The 16,513-nt window shown below is 72.3% G+C and carries 12 protein-coding genes; 9 read left to right on the top strand and 3 right to left on the bottom strand.

Annotated features, from left to right (window positions below; all coding sequences use genetic code 11):
• The first annotated feature begins 13 nt into the window (after positions 1-13).
• Together AB0J72_RS09895 and AB0J72_RS09890 are read left to right on the top strand one after the other, a co-directional pair.
• The gene (locus tag AB0J72_RS09895; protein ID WP_363396936.1) at positions 14-2,785 is read left to right on the top strand and encodes a cobyrinate a,c-diamide synthase; all 2,772 of its coding nucleotides are present in this window, start codon (positions 14-16) and stop codon (positions 2,783-2,785) included.
• The gene (locus tag AB0J72_RS09890; protein WP_363396933.1) at positions 2,785-3,369 is read left to right on the top strand and encodes a GNAT family N-acetyltransferase; all 585 of its coding nucleotides are present in this window, start codon (positions 2,785-2,787) and stop codon (positions 3,367-3,369) included. Before AB0J72_RS09895 ends, AB0J72_RS09890 begins: the two co-directional genes overlap by 1 nt.
• Before the next feature lie 14 nt (positions 3,370-3,383).
• On the opposite strand, the gene AB0J72_RS09885 is transcribed toward AB0J72_RS09890, so the two are convergent.
• Positions 3,384-5,471 carry a transglycosylase domain-containing protein gene (locus AB0J72_RS09885; protein WP_363397131.1) on the bottom strand — a complete coding sequence of 696 codons (2,088 nt, stop codon included), beginning with the start codon at positions 5,469-5,471 and terminating at the stop codon, positions 3,384-3,386.
• A gap of 113 nt (positions 5,472-5,584) precedes the next feature.
• Between AB0J72_RS09885 and cobC the strand changes: the two genes are divergently transcribed.
• From cobC to cobA, 3 genes are read left to right on the top strand one after another with little or no spacing between them, the layout of a single operon-like run.
• On the top strand, positions 5,585-6,616 hold the full coding sequence (gene cobC / locus AB0J72_RS09880; RefSeq protein ID WP_363397128.1) for an Rv2231c family pyridoxal phosphate-dependent protein CobC: 1,032 nt from the start codon (positions 5,585-5,587) through the stop codon (positions 6,614-6,616).
• Between the two features lie 2 nt (positions 6,617-6,618).
• Entirely contained in the window at positions 6,619-7,662 is a 1,044-nt protein-coding gene (cobT, locus tag AB0J72_RS09875) for a nicotinate-nucleotide--dimethylbenzimidazole phosphoribosyltransferase (RefSeq protein ID WP_363396930.1), read from the top strand.
• The gene (gene cobA / locus AB0J72_RS09870) at positions 7,659-8,864 is read left to right on the top strand and encodes a uroporphyrinogen-III C-methyltransferase (protein WP_363396927.1); all 1,206 of its coding nucleotides are present in this window, start codon (positions 7,659-7,661) and stop codon (positions 8,862-8,864) included. Before cobT ends, cobA begins: the two co-directional genes overlap by 4 nt.
• Before the next feature lie 75 nt (positions 8,865-8,939).
• Here the strand turns inward: cobA and otsB are convergent, their stop codons facing one another.
• Entirely contained in the window at positions 8,940-11,504 is a 2,565-nt protein-coding gene (gene otsB / locus AB0J72_RS09865) for a trehalose-phosphatase (RefSeq protein WP_363396924.1), read from the bottom strand.
• An 81-nt stretch (positions 11,505-11,585) separates the two neighbouring features.
• On the bottom strand, positions 11,586-12,986 hold the full coding sequence (locus AB0J72_RS09860) for a trehalose-6-phosphate synthase (RefSeq protein ID WP_344512003.1): 1,401 nt from the start codon (positions 12,984-12,986) through the stop codon (positions 11,586-11,588).
• 334 nt (positions 12,987-13,320) lie between these two features.
• Between AB0J72_RS09860 and AB0J72_RS09855 the strand changes: the two genes are divergently transcribed.
• The 4 genes from AB0J72_RS09855 (at position 13,321) to AB0J72_RS09840 (ending at position 16,487) form a co-directional block, all read left to right on the top strand.
• Positions 13,321-13,680, top strand: coding sequence for a hypothetical protein (locus AB0J72_RS09855; protein ID WP_363396921.1), 360 nt, complete (start codon positions 13,321-13,323; stop codon positions 13,678-13,680).
• Positions 13,681-13,761: 81 nt separating this feature from the next.
• The gene (gene ettA / locus AB0J72_RS09850) at positions 13,762-15,441 is read left to right on the top strand and encodes an energy-dependent translational throttle protein EttA (RefSeq protein WP_363396918.1); all 1,680 of its coding nucleotides are present in this window, start codon (positions 13,762-13,764) and stop codon (positions 15,439-15,441) included.
• 1 nt (position 15,442) lies between these two features.
• The gene (locus AB0J72_RS09845; RefSeq protein ID WP_363396915.1) at positions 15,443-15,844 is read left to right on the top strand and encodes a thioesterase family protein; all 402 of its coding nucleotides are present in this window, start codon (positions 15,443-15,445) and stop codon (positions 15,842-15,844) included.
• Between the two features lie 10 nt (positions 15,845-15,854).
• Positions 15,855-16,487: a hypothetical protein gene (locus AB0J72_RS09840; RefSeq protein ID WP_363396912.1), complete on the top strand. Its 633-nt coding sequence runs from the start codon at positions 15,855-15,857 to the stop codon at positions 16,485-16,487.
• Positions 16,488-16,513: the final 26 nt, after the last annotated feature.

The raw sequence follows: 16,513 nt of genomic DNA, 5'->3' as shown, positions 1-16,513 counted from the left end.
CCAGAGGAGCATCATGAGCACGATCCCGAGGCTGGTGATCAGCGCGCCATCCTCCGGTCACGGCAAGACTGCCGTTTCCGTAGGCCTGCTGTCCGCGCTGTCGGCCCGGGGTTACCGGGCCGCCGGGTTCAAGATCGGTCCGGATCACGTCGACGCCGCGTATCTCGGGTTGGCCGCGGGGCGGCCCGGGCGGAACCTCGATCCGCGGATGATCGGGGCGAAGCGGGTGGGGCCGCTGTTCGCGCACGGGGCCCAGTCGCTGGACATCGCGGTCGTCGAGGGCACGATGGGGCTGTTCGACGGGCTCGCGGGCCGCACCGACAGCGAGTCCACGGCGCAGATCTCCGGCCTGCTGCGGGCGCCCGTGGTCCTGGTCGTGGACGTCGGCGCCATGGGGCAGTCGGTCGCCGCCCTGGTGCACGGTTTCCGGGCGTACGACGAGCTCCTGTGGCTCGGCGGCGTCATCCTCAACCGGGTCGCCTCCTCGCGGCACGAGCAGCTGCTGCGCGAGGCGCTCGACGACATCGGGGTGCCGGTGCTCGGCGCGCTGCGCCGCCACGCGCTCACGGACATCGGCGACGCCGGCGCGCCGCTGCCGTCGCGGCACCACGGGGTCGCGCCCGTCGTCCACCACAACCTCGACGCGGTCCGCGCGGTGCGGCGCCTCGGCGAGGTGATCGCGGGCGCCGTCGACATCGACCGGGTGATGGCCCTGGCCCGCTCCGCGCCCCGGCTCACCACCGACCCGTGGAACGCCGCGGAGGAGGTCGCCGCCGCGCGGGTCGCCGAGCCGGCCGTCCCGCGCATCGGCCGCCGCCCGATCATCGGGGTCGCGTTCGCCTACCCGGAGACCGCCGAGCTGCTCACCGCCGCCGGTGCCGAGGTCGTGCCGTTCGACCCGCTGCGCGACGAGGCGCTCCCCGCCGGCGTCGACGGTCTCGTCGTGGGTGGCGCGCTCCCCGAGTCGTACGCCGAGGAGCTCGGCTTCAACACCCGCCTCCGCGCCGCCGTCGCCGCGCACGCCGCCGCCGGCAAGCCGATCGCCGCGGAGGGCACCGGCCTGGTGTGGCTCTGCCGCGACTTCAACGGCCGGCCCATGTGCGGGGTCGTCGACGCCTCGGCCCGCGAGACCGACCTGGTCGTCCTGGGTTACCGGGAGGCGACCGCCCGCAGCTCGTCGGTTCTGCTCCCGGTGGGTACCCAGGTCGTCGGGCACAAGATGCACCGGACCACGATCAGCCCCCGGGCCGGCCTGCAGGCCGCCTGGACCTGGGCCGGCGGCCCCGCGGAGGGCTTCGTGCACCGCGGCGTCCACGCGTCGTACCTCGGCCTGCACTGGGCCGGCACGCCGTCCATCGCGTCCCGCTTCGTGGCCTCCGCCGGCGCCACCGCGACGCCGGTGCACGGGCAGTGGACGACACCGAGCGCCCATCCGTACGGCCGTCCGTCCGTGGTACCGGCGGCGCAATCCCCGTCGAGCGGCACGACCGTGCAGTTCCCGGCCGCCCCGGTGAGCGGCACCGCCGGCGTGCCGGCAGCGGCGGACACCGGCGACGCCCGGATCGGCCTGACCAAGCCCGACCCGGCGCGCACCCCGGCCCCGCCCGGCGCGAGCCCCGTCTCCGCACCCGCCGGCTTCGCCCCGGCCGGCCTGAGCACGCCCGGCCTGAGCACGCCCGGCCTGAGCACGCCCGGCCTGAGCACGCCCGGCCTGAGCACGCCCGGCCTGGGTACGCCACCGGCCGCCAGCCCCGTGTCGGTCCCCGGGCCGGTCTCGGCACCGGCCGGGTACGCCGCCCCGCCGACGACGTACTCGCCGCCCGCTCCGGTGGTCGGACCGGGCGCGCTCCCGGTGGCGGGCGCCGAGGAGCCGCCGACCGCGGCCATCGCGACCCAGGAGCCCCAGCGGCCCCAGCCGCCGGCCGTGGCCGGCGGCGCTCAGGACGAGCGGCACGAGGACGGGGACGGCATCGCGTCGAGCCCGTTCGGCCCCACCAGCCGGGTGGCGGTCGCCCTGGCGTCCGCGAGCCAGACCGCCGGCGCCGAAACTGCGGTGGCGGGCGGCGCCGGAGCGGACACCGCGGCTGCTGAGGCGAGCGTTGGGGTGTCTTCCCCCGCGAACGCGCCCGCGACGGCCTCCGGGCTGCCATCGTCTGGGGTTGTGCCGACGACTGTCTCCGCCCCGCCCATGTCCGTCTCGACCTTGTCCACAGGCACGGCCCCCGGCGACGCCGCCGAGGGGGCCGGGACCGTCGCCGCGTCCAGCCCCGTGTCCGGGCCCGGCGTGGCCGGCGCGGGTGCCGTCGCGGTGGACGCCGTGATCGCGACCGGCCCGGCCGGCGCCGCCGAGGCCGCCGGATCCGTCGGCGCGTCCGGGCCGGTGTCGACCCCGCCGTCGAGCGCCGGGAGCGGCCACCAGTGGCCGGCCGATCCGGCGACGTCGGCGGCCGTGCCGGTCTCGCCCGCCCCGATGCCGACCGTCGCCGCGCCCGTGTCGGCGGCGCCGGGTGGGATGACGGCGATCCCCGCCGGCGAGCGCCTGGAGGAGGCGCCGACGGCGTACCTGCAGCTGCCGGTCCAGGAGAGCGACCCGGTCTCCGCACCCCCGGCCACGACGCAAGCACCCCCGGCCACGCCGCAGGCGCCGCAGGTCACGACGCAAGCGCCGCAGGCCACGACGCAGGTGCCGCAGGCAGTGGCGCAGCGGCCGGCGACCGAGGTGGGAGAGGGGGACGGGCCGCCGACGTCCGGTCCGCCCGCCGGCGGTGCGACGGAGGCCGCCTAGTGTCGACCTGGTCGGTGGCGCTGCGCCGCTTCCCGTCGCTGTCGGTCCAGACGCCCAGGCTCTCGGTGCGCCCGCTGTGCGCCGACGACGACAAGCGGGTCGGTGAGATCTTCGCCGACAAGCTCGTCCGGCGGTGGCTGCCGATCGCGCAGGACGACAACAGCGAGTTCGACGGCTACGCCTGGTGCACGGAGCTGGCCGTCGAGCGCCGGGACAGCGGCGCCGGCGACCACTACGGGATCGTGCGGCGCGAGGACGAGCGGCTCGTCGGCTGCCTGTGGACGAAGAACACGGACTGGCTGACCAGGTCGACGGAGATCGCGTACGCGGTGGCCGCCGACGCCCGCGGCTACGGCGTCGCGCCTGAGGCGGTCGACGTACTGGCGCTGTCGCTGCTGCTGGAGCACCGGTTCCAGCGTATCGAGCTGCGGGTCGCCCCCGGCAACGTCGCGTCGCGGCGGGTCGCGGAGAAGGCCGGCTTCACGTACGAGGGGCTCATGCGCAACGCGGGGTCGCTGCACACCGGCCGGGTGGACCTCGAGAGCTGGTCACTGGTCCCGGCCGACATCAGCGGCGGTGCCTGAAAAACAAAAGGCCGTCAGCGGCGGTTCTTGAGCACGCGGGGCTTGGCGTTCGTGCCGTGGGCGACGAGATTGCTGGGCGGCGTGAACTGGCGCACGGCGGTGCCGGCGAGCGCGTCGCGCAGCGTCTCGGCGACCGTTTCGCGGGGCTTGCCGGCGTTCGCGGAGCCGACCCGGTGCAGCGGGTTGTCGGGGTCGGCGATGAACCCGGCGATCGTCAGCCCCGGCGTCATGCCGACGAACCACGCGGCCCGGTTGTCGTCCGTCGTGCCTGACTTGCCCGCGACGGGCCGGCGGACCGTCGAGTAGACGCGCGCCGCCGTGCCCGCGCCGCCGCAGTCGCCGGTCGCCGCCTTGTACCCGGTGACGCAGCGGGCCGCGTCGAGCGCGCCGCGGGCGACGTCCGGCGAGATCACCTGGGCGCAGCGGGGGCGGACCACCGGTACACCCTGCGCATCCAGGGCCTCGGAGCCGTCCTGCTGCCGGATGGACACGACGGGGATCGGCTCGCAGTGGGTGCCGTCGGCGGCGACCGTGGCGAACGCGCCGGCCATCTCCAGCGGGGTGGTGTCGGCGACGCCCAGGGTGAACGCGCCCCAGGTCTTCGCCTTCGCGGGGGAGGCCTGCAGCTTGTCGATGCCGGTGCGCCAGCGCAGCCCGAGGCGCTCGGCCATGCGGACCGCGGCCTCGGCGCCGACGCGCTGCTCCAGCTGCACGAAGAACGTGTTGACGGACCTGCCGAAGCCCGACCACATGGTGTGCCGGCCGGTCATGGAGGCCGAGGCGTTGGAGGGGCACCAGCTGTCGACGCCGCAGCGCGCCGGGCTGTCGCGGCCCGTCTTGTACTTGGAGACGAACGTCTTCGGCGAGTTGATCTCGGTGTCCAGTGGCATGCCCTGTTCGAGCGCGGCGAGCATCGTGAACATCTTGAACGTCGACCCGGCCTGGTAGCCGGCCATGTCGCCGCCGCCGAGCAGCGGGTTGACGGTGTTCGGGTAGTTGCCGCGGAGGCGTTTGCGCTGGCGCGGGTCGGAGTGCGGGCCGTTGCTGGCGCGGTCGAGGGAGTACGTGCGGTTCACCGCCACGGCCCGCACGAGCCCGGTGCCGGGCTCGACCGCGACCTGCCCGAGGGCGTAGGCGCTGCGCGTCTTCTCCCGCTTCAGCACCTGCGCCTGCGCGATGTCCTGGATCCGCGGGTCGAGGGAGGTCGTCACGGTGTACCCGCCGCGCCGCAGCCGGTCGAGGCGCTCCTGCGGGCTGGCGCCGAGCCCGGGCTGCGCGGCCCACCAGGACCGGAACATCGCGCAGAAGAAGCCCCAGCCGGCCCGGGTCTCCAGGCAGTCGTTCGGCGGCTCGCTGAGCTTCAGCGTGATCGGGGTGGCGCGCGCGGCGGCGGCGTCGGTGGCGTTGACGTACCCGAGCTCGGCCATCCGGTCGATGACGTAGTCGCGCCGGGCGGTGGCGGCCGTCGCGTCGGTGGCCGCCGGGTCGTACGAGGACGGCGCCTGCACCAGGCCCGCCAGCAGCGCCGCCTCGGAGACGGTGAGGTCGGCGGGGCGTTTCGAGAAGTACACCTCGGCGGCGGCGAGGACGCCGTAGGCGCGGTGACCGAAGTAGGCGACGTTGAGGTAGCGCTCCAGGATCTCGGTCTTGCCCATGTGCTTCTCGAGCTCGATGGCGAGCTTCATCTCGCGCAGCTTCCGGGCGCCGGTCTGCTCGGTCGCCTCCGACACCTCGGCCGGGGTGTCGGCGCTGTCGCGCAGCACGTTGCGCACGTACTGCATGGTGAGCGTCGACGCGCCCTGCGACACCGAGCCCGCCTTCTGGTTCGCGACGAACGCCCGCGCGACGCCCTTGAAGTCGACGCCGTGGTGCTCCCAGAAGCGGGCGTCCTCGGCGGCGACGATCGCCCGCTGCATCGTGGGCGAGATCGTGTCGATGGTGGTGTACGTGCGGTACTCCTCGTAGAACTGGGCGAGGAGGGTCGTGCCGTCGGCCGCGTAGACGTGGCTGGTCTGCGCCGGCAGGGAGGACCGCAGCGCGCCGACCGGCATCGACAGGGCGTCGGTGCCGCGCTTCACGCCCACGCCGGTGAGCGCGACCATGGGATAGACCAGGGCGGCGATCGCGAGCCCGACGATGAGGCCGGTCCGGACGAGGGCCAGGAATCCGCCGGCCACTCGCAGCGTGCGCGCGATCACACCTCCAAGCTAGGACAATTCGCCGTGCCGTACGCGACGATCGCCTGATGCTGCGGTTCCACGGCGATGCCGAGGTCGCGCCCGGTCTGGTCGACCTGGCGGTCAACGTGCGACAGGAGACACCCCCGTCGTGGCTCACGGAGCCGGTCGCGGCGTCCCTGGCGCACCTCGCGCGGTACCCGGACCGGACGGAGGCGACCGCGGCGATCGCGGCGCGGCACGGCCGTCCGGTGGACGAGGTGCTGCTGACGGCCGGCGCGGCGCAGGCGTTCACGCTGCTCGCTCAGGTGCTGCGCCCCCGGCACGCGGTGGTGGTGCATCCGCAGTTCACCGAGCCGGAGAGCGCGCTGCTGACCGTGGGGCACGCCGTGGACCGGCTCCTGCTGTCGGCCGACGACGGATTCGCACTGAAAGATCCGCCGGAGTCGGCAGACCTCGTCATAGTCGGCAACCCCACCAATCCAACCTCATGTCTGCATAAATCCGAACAAATCGTGGGATGGGTTCGGCCCGGCCGGACGGTCGTCGTCGACGAGGCGTTCGCCGACACCGTCCCGGGCGAGCCCGAGTCGCTCAGCGGCAACCGCGACGTCGTCGTCATCCGCAGCCTGACCAAGACCTGGGGCCTCGCCGGCCTGCGCATCGGCTACGTCCTCGGCCCCCGCGACCTGATCGCCGAGCTCGACCGGCACGCGCCGCTGTGGAGCGTGTCCACCCCCGCCCTCGCCGCCGCCACCGCCTGCGCGTCGCCCCTCGCGGTCCAGACCGAGCGGGCCATCGCCGAGCGGCTCACGGCGGACCGCGACCACCTCGTCGCCGCGCTGCGAGCCGCGGGCGTGGCGATCGCCGGTGTACCGCGCAGCTCGTTCGTCCTGGTCAGGGTCGTCGATGGCGAGCGGGTCCGGCACGCCCTGCGCGGGCACGGCTTCGCGGTGCGACGTGGCGAAACGTTCCCGGGACTGGGCCCGGACTGGTTACGTATTGCGGTGCGGGACACTGCCACGAGTGACGCGTTCGTCGCGGTGTTGTCCAAGGTACTGGGAGGGTGAGGATGCTTACGGAAACACTCGCGGCGATCCGGCCGCTCGACGACGAGGCGATCGCGGCGGCCAGGGCGCTGCAGGCCAGGCTGACCAAGCCGCCGGGGTCCCTCGGCGCACTGGAGATGCTGGCGGTGCGCTTGGCGGGACTCGCCGGCGCCTGCCCGCCCCCCATCCCGCAGCCCGCCGCGCTGGCGATCTTCGCCGGCGACCACGGCGTGCACGCGCAGGGGGTGACGCCGTGGCCGCAGGAGGTCACCGCGCAGATGGTCGCCAACTTCCTGGCCGGCGGCGCGGTCGTCAACGCGTTCGCCCGGCAGTGCGGCGCGAGCGTGACCGTCGTCGACGTCGGCGTGAAGGCGACCCTCGACCCCGCCGACGGCCTGGAGCTGCGCAAGGTCCGCCCGGGCACCCGCGACCTGAGCGCCGGGCCGGCGATGACCCGCGAGGAGGCGCTCCAGGCGATCGAGGTCGGCATCGACATCGCCCAGAAGCTCGTCGACGGCGGCGCCAAGGTGCTGCTGACCGGCGACATGGGCATCGCCAACACCACCCCGTCGGCGGCGCTGATCGCGGCGTTCACGCACGCCGACCCCGCGTCGGTGACCGGGCTGGGCACCGGCATCGACAGCGAGACCCACGCCCGGAAGGTGGCGGTCGTCACGTCCGCGGTCGTCGCGCTGCACGCCGAGGACCCGGTCGACGTCATCGCCGCGGTGGGCGGCCTGGAGCACGCCGCCCTCGTCGGCTACATCCTGCGGGCCGCGGCGCTGCGCGTACCCGTGATCATCGATGGGGTCATCGCCGCGTCCGCGGCCCTCGCCGCCGCCGCGATCGCCCCGGCCAGCACCTCGGCGATGATCGCCGGGCACCGGTCGGCCGAGCCCGGAGCCGGCGTGGCGCTCGGCTATCTTGAGCTGGAACCGCTCGTCGACCTGGGCCTGCGCCTGGGCGAGGGCACCGGCGCCGTCCTGGCGCTGCCGATCGTGGCCAGTGCTGTCCGCGTGTTGCACGAGGTAGCCACTTTCGACTCAGCTGGAGTAGCCCACAAGTGAACCCATACCCCCTCGGTCTGGTGCTCGACGGCTTGCGTGTCCTGGTGGTCGGCGGCGGCGCCGTGGCCACCAGGCGCGTCCCCGCACTGCTCGACGCCGCCGCGGACGTCGTGCTGGTGTCCCCCCACATCACCCCCGCCCTGCAGGCCCACGTCGACGCGGGCCGGGTCACCTGGCGCGCGCGGCGCTTCGAGCCGGGCGACATCGAGGACGCGTGGCTGGTCCACGTGGCGGTCAGCGACCCCGCCGCGGCCGCCGAGATCAGCGAGCTGGCCGCCGCCCGGCGGGTCTTCTGCGTCCGCGCCGACGACCGGCACGCCGCCACCGCCTGGACCCCCGCGGTGACCCGCCAGGGCCCGGTGACCGTCGCCGTGCTCGGCGGCGGCGACCCGGCCCGCGCCGTCGCCGTCCGTGACGCGATCGGCGAGCACCTCGCGACCGGCTCCATCCTCGCGACCACCCCGCCGGAGGCCGGTCCGGGCCGGGTCGCGCTGGTGGGCTCCGGCCCCGGCGACCCGGAGCTGCTCACGGTCCGGGGCCGGCGGCTCCTCGCCGCCGCCGACGTGGTCGTCATCGACCGGCTCGCCGCCGGCCTGCTGCTCGACGAGCTGCGCCACGACGTCGAGCTGTTCGACGCCTCCAAGATCCCCTACGGCCCGTCCGCCGCGCAGGAGGAGATCAACCGGGTCCTGGTCGACCGTGCCCGGCAGGGCAAGTTCGTCGTCCGGCTCAAGGGCGGCGACCCGTATGTCTTCGGACGCGGCGGTGAAGAGCTTCTGGCCTGTGTCGCGGCCGGTGTACCGGTGAGCGTCGTCCCCGGGATCAGCAGCTCCATCGCGGTGCCCGCCGCGGCCGGCATCCCGATCACCCACCGGGGGCTGGCGCACGAGTTCACCGTCGTCTCCGGCCACCTGGCGCCGGCGCACCCCGAGTCACTGGTGGACTGGGCGGCCCTCGCGCGGCTGCGCGGCACGCTGAGCATCCTGATGGGCCTGAAGAACCTGCCGGCGATCGCCGCCGTCCTCCAGGAGCACGGCCGCGCGCCCGACACCCCCGTCGCGGTGATCCAGGAGGGCACCACCCGCGACCAGAAGGTCGTGCGCGCGCGGCTCTCCACGGTCGCCGACGCGGTGAAGGAGGCGGCGCTGCGCCCGCCGGCCGTGATCGTCGTCGGCCCGGTCGTCGACGCCCTCACCGCCTGAGCCGAACCCCCATGATCCGGAAGACCTTGTGCACCTATAGCTGCACGAAGTCTTCCGGATCATGGGAACGGTGGGTCAGGAGCGGTCGAGCTCCAGGGCGCAGCGGATCAGGCCCAGGTGCGAGTAGGCCTGCGGGTGGTTGCCCAGGGCCCGCTCGGTCAGCGGGTCGTACTCCTCCGGCAGCAGGCCCGTCGGGCCGGCACACTCGATGAACTGGGCGAAGAGCTCCTCCGCGTCCGCCCGGCGGCCGGTGCGCAGGTACGCCTCGATCATCCAGGTCGTGCACAGGTGGAAGCCGCCCTCGACGCCCGGCAGCCCGTCGTCCCAGCGGTACCGGTACACCGTGGGACCCTCCCGCAGGTCGGCCTCGACCGCCAGGACGGTGGCGAGGAACCGCGGGTCGTCGTCGGTGAGCAGCCCCGACAGGCCGATCCACAGCACCGACGCGTCCATCTCGTCGTAGCCGTACGCGACGGTGTAGGCGCCGAGCTTCTCGTCCCAGCCCTTGTCGAGCACGTTCTCGGCGATCGTGGAGCGCAGCGGCGGCCACGACTCCGGCACGGGACGGCCGGCCCGCTCGAAGAGCTGGATGCCGCGGTCCACGGTCATCCAGCACATGACCTTCGAGTAGACGTAGTGCCGGGGCCGCCGGCGCGCCTCCCAGATGCCGTGGTCGGGCTCGTGCCAGCGCCGCTCGACGGCCTCGACCATCTGCTCCATGAGGGCGAAGTCGCCGTCCTCCGGCGGGCGCAGCTCGGCGAGCGTGGTGACCAGGTCGGCGACCGGGCCGAACACGTCGAGCTGCACCTGGCCGTTGGCCGCGTTGCCGACCCGCACCGGGCGGGAGCCCGCGTAGCCGGGCAGCGCCTCGATGACCGCCTCGGGCCCGAGCTCCGTGCCGTCGAGGTTGTACAGCGGGTGCAGCCGCTCCGGGTGCCCGTCGGTGTTGTCGGCGACCTTCAGCGTCCACTTCAGCAGCGACTCGGCCTCCTCGGTCGAGCCGAGGTCGACGAGCGCCTTGGCGGTCAGCGAGGCGTCGCGCAGCCAGCAGTACCGGTAGTCCCAGTTGCGCGACCCGCCGACCTCCTCCGGCAGCGACGACGTCGCCGCGGCCAGGATCGCGCCGGTCGGCTTGTGCCACAGCCCGCGCAGCGTCAGCGCGCTGCGCCGGACCAGGTCGCGGGCGACCGACGGCAGCTTCAGCGCGTCGGACCAGTCCCGCCACGCGGCCTCCGCGGCGATCTGCCGCTCGTCGAGCTGCACCCGCGGCGGCTCGATCGAGTCGGTGCCCAGCCGCAGCTCCAGCATGGCGCTGCCGCCTGCGGCGGCGAGGTCGACGGTGGCCCGGGCCAGGTCGCTGTGGCCGTCGGAGCTGATCTCCCACTCGATGCCGGGGGAGTAGAGCACCATCGGCTCGTTGGAGCCGAGCACCAGCAGGCCGTCGTCGCCGAGCGGCTGCAGGCGGATGTGCACCTGGCCGAAGTCGGGCCGGGGCACGAAGTCGACCCGGGCCCGGGAGCTGCCCGACAGCACCCGCATCAGCGAGTTGCCCGTGCGGTGGTGGTCGAGCCAGTCGGTGACGGTGAGCCCCGACCAGCGGGTCTCCACGGTCATCGTGCCCGGGCGGTACCGCTGACCCAGCGGGATCCCGCCCTTCTCCGGCTGGACCGTGAAGTGCCCGGCGGCGGTGTCGCCGAGCAGGTCGGCGAAGACCGCGCCGGAGTCCGGCTTCGGGTGGCACAGCCAGGTGACCCGGGCGGCCGGCGTGAGCAGCGCGACGGTGTGCGTGTTGGAGAGCATCGAGTGCCGCTCGATCGGCACCGCCTGCTCGCCGAAGAGCCAGCGCCGCCGGGTGTGCAGCAGCAGCTCCAGCACGCCCACGGCCGCCTCGGCGTCGGGGATGCTGAAGCGGGCCAGCGTCTCGGTGCCGCCGTCGACGGAGCCGACCCTGATGCCCAGGTCGGGGCCGTGCAGGTGGGCGAACGCCTTCTCGTCGGTCGCGTCGTCACCGAGGTACACGATGGCGCTCGCCGACACCTGCATCCGCAGGGCGTCGACCGCGAGGCCCTTGTCGGTCGGCACCACCGACAGCTCGATGACCTCCTTGCCGGTGGTCACCTCGATGTCGGGCCACAGCGCCGCACCGCTGCGGACTGCGTCGAAGACCCGCCCGGCGACGTCGCGCGGCGCCGCGCGGGTGTGCACCGCGACGCTGGCCGGCTTGGCCTCCAGGCGTACGCCCGGCTGGTCGCGGCAGATCGCGGTGAGCGCCGCGTGCAGCTCCGCGCGGCGCTGCTGGCGCTCCGGCGGCAGCTCGTCGACGTAGCCGACGTCGAACTCGGAGCCGTGGCTGCCGACCAGCCGCACCTCGGCCGGCAGGCGCGAGAGTGCGGCGAGGTCGCGCAGCGCGCGGCCCGAGATCACGCCGACGGTCGTCTGTGGCAACGAAGACAACGCGCGGACGGCCGCTACGGATTCTGGGCTGGGGGTCGCCTTCGTAGGGTCGGCGACGATGGGGGCGAGTGTGCCGTCGTAGTCACATGCCACCAGGAGGTTCGGCACGCGGGCGACGCGCAGCACCGCCGCGCGGAGGTCCGGGTCGAGCGAGAGGACGCTGCCTGTCGCCGAGTTTTGGTTCATGTCCGGCCTGTTCGTGGGAGCGATGGAGGTCGTTTGGGCAATTGACGTGCACACGGCGGTGCAAGGGCGGTCGTGTGGTCGTCATGATGCTGCGCCGAGAGCGTCGAGAAACGCGTCCGCCCAGGCGCGGACATCGTGTGAGCGCAGGTGGGAATGCATAGCATGCATCCGTTTGCGCCCTTCGACCGGGTCGACGTGGATCGCACGCATGAGTGCGTCTTTCACCCCGTCGAGGTCGTGCGGATTGCACAGGAAGGCCTGCCGCAGCTCGGCCGCCGCGCCGGCGAACTCCGACAGCACGAGCGCGCCGCCACCGTCGGCGCGGGCGCCGACATACTCCTTGGCAACGAGATTCATGCCGTCCCTCAGGGGAGTCACCATCATGACGTCGGCCGCGACGTACAACGCGGCCAGCTCAGCCCGACTGTACGACTGATGCAGGTAGTGCACGGCCGGTTGGCCAACTCGTCCGTACTCCCCATTGATCCGCCCGACCTCACGCTCAACGTTCACCCGCAGCGTCTGGTAGTGCTCCACTCGCTCCCGGCTCGGCGTAGCCACTTGTACCATCACCGTATCCGGCGCCGTGAGTCGTCCATCCGACAACAATTCACGGAAGGCCTTCAGCCTTCTTTCTATCCCCTTGGTGTAGTCGAGACGATCCACTCCCAGGATGATCGTCTTCGGCTCACCCAGCTCGGTCCTGATCGCCTTGGCTCTGGCCTGCACTTCGGGCGAGGCGGCGAGCCGCTCCATCTCCTCGACGTCGATCGAGATCGGGAACGCCTCGGCGCGCACCGTGCGGCCCTCCCACTCCACGACGCCGCGCCGCACCCGGGTGCCCAGCAGATGTCGGGACAGTTGGACGAAGTTCTGCGCGCCGAGTGGCCGTTGGAAACCAACCAGATCGGCACCGAGCAGACCCTTGAGAAGTTCCGCCCGGCGAGGTAGTTGCATGAACAGTTCGACCGGGGGAAATGGAATGTGCAGAAAAAACCCGATCTTGAGATCGGGTCGGGTCTCGCGCAGCAGAGCCGGCACGAGCTGCAGCTGGTAGTCCTGGATCCATACGGTGGCGCCGGGTGCCGCGTCGTCGGCGACGGCCTTCGTGAACCGCTCGTTGACCAGCCGGTACGACTCCCACCATCGTCGTTTGAAGATCGGTGTCTCCACGGCGTCGTGATAGAGCGGCCACAGGCTGGAGTTGGAGAACCCCTCGTAATACCGCTCGACCTCGCCCGCGCTCAGCGCGACCGGGTGCAGCTGCACCCCGCCCGCCTCGAAGGTCTCCTCGGGCAGCTGCGCGTCCCCCGTGCCGCCCGACCAGCCCACCCACGTCCCGTTGCGCTGCTGCAGGACCGGCTCCAGTGCCGTGACCAGCCCTCCCGGGCTCCTGCGGAAGCTGACCTCGCCGTCCGGTCCGACGACCTTGTCGACCGGCAGTCGATTGGCGACCACCACGAATGCACTGTTTCCAGCCACGTGTCGTGTCCTCCCCCTGGGTGATCCACCCTCGTACTTTCAGCCTACTGATCCGCGAAGTGCCCGGCAGCATGCAGCGTCCTGGCTCACAGGTGCGATCCTGCTGGGCATGTCCTCGCACGATGCCTACGCCGAGCCCGAACGGGGCCGGACGCTCACCGTCGTCCTGCTCGCTTTGCTGATCCTGACCGTCATCGGTGCATTGTTCGGATTCGTGCTGGGGCGTCGAGACATTGATGACCCTAAGTCAAACGCCGGCAACGGACAGTCTCCCCGGCCTGTCGATTCCGTCACCAGCCAGGCCGCCCCGAAAGGCATGCCGTGCCCGGCCTTCATGGAGGACGGGGTCAAGAGCCGCGACGGCGCGGCGGCCCTGCCGCTGGTCCTGCAGCTCTACGTCCGCACCGACAAGCACGAGGTCTGGATCTGCCTGGAGGCCGACGGCAAGGGGCTGTGGTACCAGGGGCACGACAAGCGCAACCGCTTCTCCGGCGTCGACGGCTCCGGCGAGACGCCGCTCGAGGGGGACAACGGCCTGCTGGTGAGCACCGTGACGTTCTCCGGCAGTGCCGGCAACGACAAGTACATCGCGACCAACGAGGGCACCACGTACACCGTCTCCCGGGACAAGCTCGTGATCGCCGGCAAGCAGACCACGTCGGAGGACGTGCGGGAGTCCCAGCCGAAGAAGTGACGCCCGATTTGGGGCCGGGGCCGGGGGCCTGGAAAGATTGACCCGACGCGAACACAGACTTACCGGAGGTAGGGGCGCACCGTGGCGCAGTACATCTACGTGCTCGAGAAGGCGCGCAAGGCGCACGGCGACAAGGTCGTGCTCGACAACGTCACGCTGTCGTTCCTGCCCGGCGCGAAGATCGGCGTGGTCGGCCCCAACGGCGCCGGCAAGTCGAGCCTGCTCAAGATCATGGCAGGGCTCGACAAGCCGAGCAACGGCGAGGCCCGGCTCATGCCCGGCTACACCGTCGGCATGCTCCTGCAGGAGCCGCCGCTCAACGAGAGCAAGACCGTCCTCGGCAACATCGAGGAGGCCGTCGCCGAGACCAAGGCGAAGCTCGCCCGGTTCAACGAGGTCGCCGAGCTCATGGCGACCGACTACACCGACGAGCTGATGGAGGAGATGGGCCGCCTCCAGGAGGAGCTCGACCACGCCGACGCGTGGGACATCGACTCCGCGCTCGCCCTCGCCATGGACGCGCTGCGCTGCCCGCCGCCGGACGCCGACGTCACCACGCTCTCCGGTGGTGAGCGCCGCCGCGTGGCGCTGTGCAAGCTGCTGCTCGAGGCGCCCGACCTGCTGCTGCTCGACGAGCCCACCAACCACCTCGACGCCGAGAGTGTCAACTGGCTGGAGCAGCACCTGCAGAAGTACGCGGGCGCCGTGCTCGCAGTCACCCACGACCGGTACTTCCTCGACCACGTCGCCCAGTGGATCGCCGAGGTCGACCGCGGCCAGGTCCACGGCTACCAGGGCAACTACTCCACCTACCTGGAGAAGAAGGCGCAGCGGCTCGCGGTCGCCGGCCGCAAGGACCAGAAGCTGCAGAAGCGCCTCACCGAGGAGCTGGAGTGGGTCCGCTCCAACGCCAAGGCCCGCCAGACCAAGTCGAAGGCCCGCCTCGAGCGCTACGAGGAGATGGCCAACGAGGCCGAGAAGACCCGCAAGCTCGACTTCGAGGAGATCCAGATCCCGCCGGGCCCGCGCCTGGGCAACATGGTCATCGAGGCCAAGGAGCTGGTCAAGGGCTTCGACGAGCGCGGTGTGCTGATCGACGGGCTGTCCTTCTCGCTGCCGCGCAACGGCATCGTCGGCATCATCGGCCCCAACGGCGTCGGCAAGACCACGCTCTTCAAGACCATCGTGGGCCTGGAGGACCCCGACGCCGGCCAGGTCCGCGTCGGTGAGACGGTCAAGCTGTCCTATGTCGACCAGAGCCGCTCCGGCCTCGACGGCGACAAGACGGTGTGGGAGGTCGTCTCCGACGGCCTGGACCACCTGATGGTCGGCAAGGTCGAGATGCCGTCCCGGGCGTATGTCGCGGCGTTCGGCTTCAAGGGCCCCGACCAGCAGAAGCCGACCAAGGTCCTGTCCGGCGGCGAGCGCAACCGGCTCAACCTGGCGCTGACGCTGAAGATCGGCGGCAACGTGCTGCTGCTCGACGAGCCGACCAACGACCTCGACGTCGAGACGCTGTCGTCGCTGGAGAACGCGTTGCTGGAGTTCCCGGGCTGCGCCGTGGTCATCTCCCACGACCGGATGTTCCTCGACCGGGTCGCGACCCACATCCTCGCCTGGGAGGGCGACGAGAAGGACCCGGCCAAGTGGTTCTGGTTCGAGGGCAACTTCGAGTCGTACGAGAAGAACAAGGTCGAACGGCTCGGCCAGGAGGCGGCGCGCCCGCACAGCGTCACCTACCGCAAGCTCACCCGCGACTGAGGTGGCCCGCTTCGTCTACCACTGCGCCCTGCGCTGGTCCGACCTGGACGCGTACGGGCACGTCAACAACGCGCGCTTCCTCACCCTGTACGAGGAAGCGCGCGTGGCATTGATGTTCACCGCGGCGAAGGCGGCCGGGCTGGAGACGTTCGAGGACGGCATCGTCATCTCACGTCATGAGATCGACTACCTGCGGCCCATCGACTACGGCGATCCCGTGCGCATCGAGCTGTGGCTCGAGGAGATCAAGGCGAGTCGATTGACGGTCGCCTACGAGCTCTTCGACGGCGACGTGGTCGCGTCCCGCGCGCGGACCGTCTGCGTGCCCTTCGACCTCGCCGCCGGCCGGCCGCGCCGGGTCAAGGACGTCGAGCGCGAGTTCCTGTCCCCGTGGCTCGGTTAGCGGGCGCTCCGTGGCTTGGTTAGAGGGCCTCGGGGCCGCGGACGCCCGGGCCTTCCTGGCTCGGGCGGTCCGGCTCGACGCCGGCGCGGTGGTCCGGCTGCGGCCGGCCGGTGACGACCGTGTCACCCTCTGGTCGCGCCTGCCGTGGGGCGTCCTGGTGAGTCGCGGCGTCCCCGGACACGTCGACGGCGATCACACCGTCCTGGCCCGCGAGCTGCTGGTGATGCTCGATGACCGGCTTCCCGAATTCCGGGACAGCGAGTGGCGGTGGTCCATCCCCGGCGACGCGGGTGTGGTCGTGGAGCGCATCCCGGGTGCCGACATCCGGCGGGTCGGAGCGGCCGCGGCGGAGACGCTGCGGACCGCCGCCGCGGAGGGTGTGGGTGGCCGCGCGGTCGGCTCCCGGGTGCTCCGCGACGCGCTGCTCGATCATGTGCCGATCGTCGTGACGACCGACGGCGGGGAGCGGGTCGAGATACCCCAACGGCTCGTGCAGGCGGTCGTGCGAATGGGGTTCATGACGAGCGAACGTGCACCTGCACGAGACTTCGTCGATGTTCGGAAATCGGGTCCATGGACGGCTCTGGCCTGCGCATATGGCTCAGCCTGGCATCGTGCTGCCAAGACTCTCTTCATCGGATAGACGGTGGTAAGACCCTCACCCGAACG

Source organism: Dactylosporangium sp. NPDC049742, assembly GCF_040674675.1.
GTDB classification, from domain to species: domain Bacteria; phylum Actinomycetota; class Actinomycetes; order Mycobacteriales; family Micromonosporaceae; genus Dactylosporangium; species Dactylosporangium maewongense.
This window is presented reverse-complemented; position numbering and strand designations above follow the sequence as displayed.